4 protein-coding genes are annotated in these 3,102 nt (G+C 29.1%); 2 read left to right on the top strand and 2 right to left on the bottom strand.

Annotated elements, in window-relative coordinates; translation table 11 throughout:
- Together VK998_RS09715 and VK998_RS09710 are read right to left on the bottom strand one after the other, a co-directional pair.
- On the bottom strand, nt 1-1,091 hold a 1,091-nt coding region (locus VK998_RS09715; RefSeq protein WP_325227934.1), incomplete at its 3' end, for an ABC-F family ATP-binding cassette domain-containing protein.
- Nucleotides 1,092-1,168: 77 nt separating this feature from the next.
- Nucleotides 1,169-1,384, bottom strand: a complete 216-nt coding sequence (locus VK998_RS09710; protein WP_325227933.1) for a hypothetical protein — start codon at nt 1,382-1,384, stop codon at nt 1,169-1,171.
- A 160-nt stretch (nt 1,385-1,544) separates the two neighbouring features.
- Between VK998_RS09710 and VK998_RS09705 the strand changes: the two genes are divergently transcribed.
- Nucleotides 1,545-2,192, top strand: a complete 648-nt coding sequence (locus tag VK998_RS09705; RefSeq protein ID WP_325227932.1) for a redox-sensing transcriptional repressor Rex — start codon at nt 1,545-1,547, stop codon at nt 2,190-2,192.
- A gap of 237 nt (nt 2,193-2,429) precedes the next feature.
- Nucleotides 2,430-3,102, top strand: a 673-nt coding sequence (locus VK998_RS09700; RefSeq protein WP_325227931.1) for an acyl-CoA dehydrogenase family protein, incomplete at its 3' end; no start/stop codon positions are given.

Raw genomic sequence — 3,102 nt, 5'->3', positions numbered from 1 at the left:
CCAATTAATCCTACTTTTTCCCCTCTATATATGGTAAAATTTATATCCTCTAATAGTCTAAAATCTCCAAAAGATTTTTCAATATTTTCAACTCTCAATACTTCTTTACCACTTTTTATCTTAGGTTCAAAGGATATTTTGACTTTTTTGCTGTCCATAGGTTTATCTATAGTTTTCATTTTATCCAACAATTTCTGTCTACTTTGTGCTTGTTTGATATATCTTCGATCTCCATAATTACTAAATCGTCTAATAATTTCTTCCTGTCTTTTAATTTCCTTTTGCTGATTTTCATATTCTTTCTTTAATAATTCCAGTTCTTTTTTTCTCACTTCCATAAACTTAGAATAATGAGTATTATATGTTTTTAGATTTAAATTTTCCAAATGGAATATTTTAGTTACTACATTATCTAAAAAGTATCTATCATGGGAAATTATTAATGCTGCACCTTTATATTCTAAAAGGTAAGACTCTAACCAATTTATAGCTTCTATGTCTAGATGATTAGTAGGCTCGTCTAATAATAGAAGGTCAGGTTTTTCTAACAATAGCTTGGCCAAAGAAAGTCGTGATTTTTGTCCTCCACTTAATACATTTATCTTTTTATCAAATTCTTCCTCTTTAAAACCAAGACCTTTTAATACTCCTTTAATCTCACTTTTAAAGCCATAACCATTTTTATCACTAAATTCCTCCAGCAAATTAGAATACCATGCCATTAATTGTTCTAATTTTTCTGACTCACCTTTTGTACTTTCAATACTAATTTGGTTTTCCAAATTCCTTAGGTCTTTTTCCATTTCAATTAAAGGTTTAAAAACCTGTATACATTCTTCAAAAATGGTTTTATCACTTTTTATATCCATATGTTGTCTTAAATATCCAATATTTAAATCTTTTTGAACATAAATATCTCCATTATCTTTGGGAATATCTCCCACTAAAATATTGAATAAAGTAGTTTTACCAGAGCCATTAAGACCTATAAGTCCTATCTTATCTTTCTCTTCTATGGTAAAACTAATATTTTCTAAAATTTTATCCACTACATAAGTTTTTGATATATTATTACACGAAAGAACTATCATATTTTAATCTCCTAACTTTTACATACTATATTTCTATTTTACCAAAAAAAACAGCCCTTTTAAAGTATAGGGCTTTATTATGATTTTAAATCCTGCTCCATAGCTAAACTTGTAAGGACTTTGTCAATTAAATCGATATTACATTTACCATCTTCAGTAAAATGGGAACAATTTTCGCAGCTTTCAAATTTCTCTTCATATACTTCTGAAGTCATATTTAAAGAATGGTCAGTTTTGGGATTGTATGAATCACAATATATAGCAATTTTTCTTAGTTGTTCTTTACTAGCCATATTATCTCTCCTTTATGGTTATTATAATAATATTATTAGTAATAAATATTATAATATACATTGACATAAATATATAAAAAAGACCTATAATTGACCTATTAACAGCAACGTGTTATAATAATATCAACTAAAATTTTCTGGAATGGATAGGGGTGTAAAAATGGACAGAGAAAACAAAGTCTCTATAACTGTGATTAGGAGGCTACCTAAGTACTATAGATATTTAGGGGATTTGCTGAGGAAAGGAATAAATAGAATCTCCTCTCAAGAATTAAGTAAGATGACAGGTTTTACTGCTTCTCAAATAAGACAAGATTTAAACAATTTTGGTGGATTTGGACAACAAGGATATGGATACAATGTAGAAGAATTGTACAAACAATTAGGCAAGATATTAGGATTGGACAGAGGTTATAATACTGTAATTGCAGGAGCTGGTAATTTAGGTCAAGCAGTTGCTAACTACAAAGGATTCCAAGATGCAGGATTTAAAATCCTAGCATTATTTGACAAAAATCCAAAATTAATAGGGTTAAAGATCAGAGACATTGAGATTAAAGATGTAGATGAATTAGAAGACTTTATCAAGAAAAATAATGTGGAAATTGGGATTATAACTACTCCTAAAGAAAGTGCTCAAGATGTTGCTGATATCTATATGAGAAGTGGGATAAAAGGAATTTGGAACTTTGCACCAGCAGATCTTAGAGTAGATGAAGATTTAATAATTGAGAATGTTCATTTAAATGAATCATTATTTACATTATCTTATTTTTTGAACAATAAATCCGATTATATAGAAGATTAAAATTCAAAATGTCAAACTAATCACAAAAAAATTAATAATTTTTTCACAAATCTTGTGAATAAATGCCTGTAATTTCAGATAATCTGAAATTACAGGCATTTATAATGGTAAAAAAGGTAACTCTGGACTTATATTATTGAAATGAAGGTCAAAAATTTAACAATATTTATAGAAATAATCATGAAAATGGTTTATAATAAAAAATATGGAGGAGATTATAATCAGGGAGGGACAAATATGGATTTCAAACTATCAAAAGAGCAAGAAATGATAAGAAATGTTATGAAAGAATTTGCTGAATGTGAAGTTAAACCTATTGCAGCAGAAGTCGATGAAACTAGTAGATTCCCAAGGGAAACAGTAGAAAAAATGGCTAGATACAATATGTTGGGAATACCTTTTCCTAAAGAATATGGTGGAGCTGGTGGGGATGAAATAGCTTATGCCATAGCTGTGGAAGAATTATCAAAAGTTTGTGGAACTACAGGAGTTATACTTTCAGCCCATACCTCTTTAGGATGTTGGCCAATTTATAAATATGGAACAGAAGAGCAAAAACAGAAATATTTAGTACCTTTAGCCAAGGGAGAAAAACTAGGGGCTTTTGGATTAACAGAACCTAATGCAGGAACGGATGCTGCTGGGCAACAGACGATAGCTGTTTTAGATGGAGATAATTATATTTTAAATGGAACTAAAATATTTATTACTAATGGTGGAGAAGCAGATATTTATATTATATTTGCCATGACAGATAGAACTAAAGGAACTAGGGGTATATCTGCTTTTATAGTAGAAAAAGATGCTCCTGGATTTAGTATAGGAAAAATTGAAGACAAGATGGGGATTAGAGGTTCATCTACTGCAGAGTTAATATTTAGAGATTGTATAATTCCAAAAGAAAACCTTT

It is taken from the genome of Schnuerera sp. (assembly GCF_035459645.1).
GTDB lineage: Bacteria > Bacillota > Clostridia > Tissierellales > Tepidimicrobiaceae > Schnuerera.
This window is presented reverse-complemented; position numbering and strand designations above follow the sequence as displayed.

Coding starts and splice junctions, on each gene's coding strand:
- VK998_RS09705 (WP_325227932.1), top strand. CDS start 1,545: ATGGACAGAGAAAACAAAGTCTCTATAACTGTGATTAGGAGGCTACCT.
- VK998_RS09710 (WP_325227933.1), bottom strand. CDS start 1,384: ATGGCTAGTAAAGAACAACTAAGAAAAATTGCTATATATTGTGATTCA.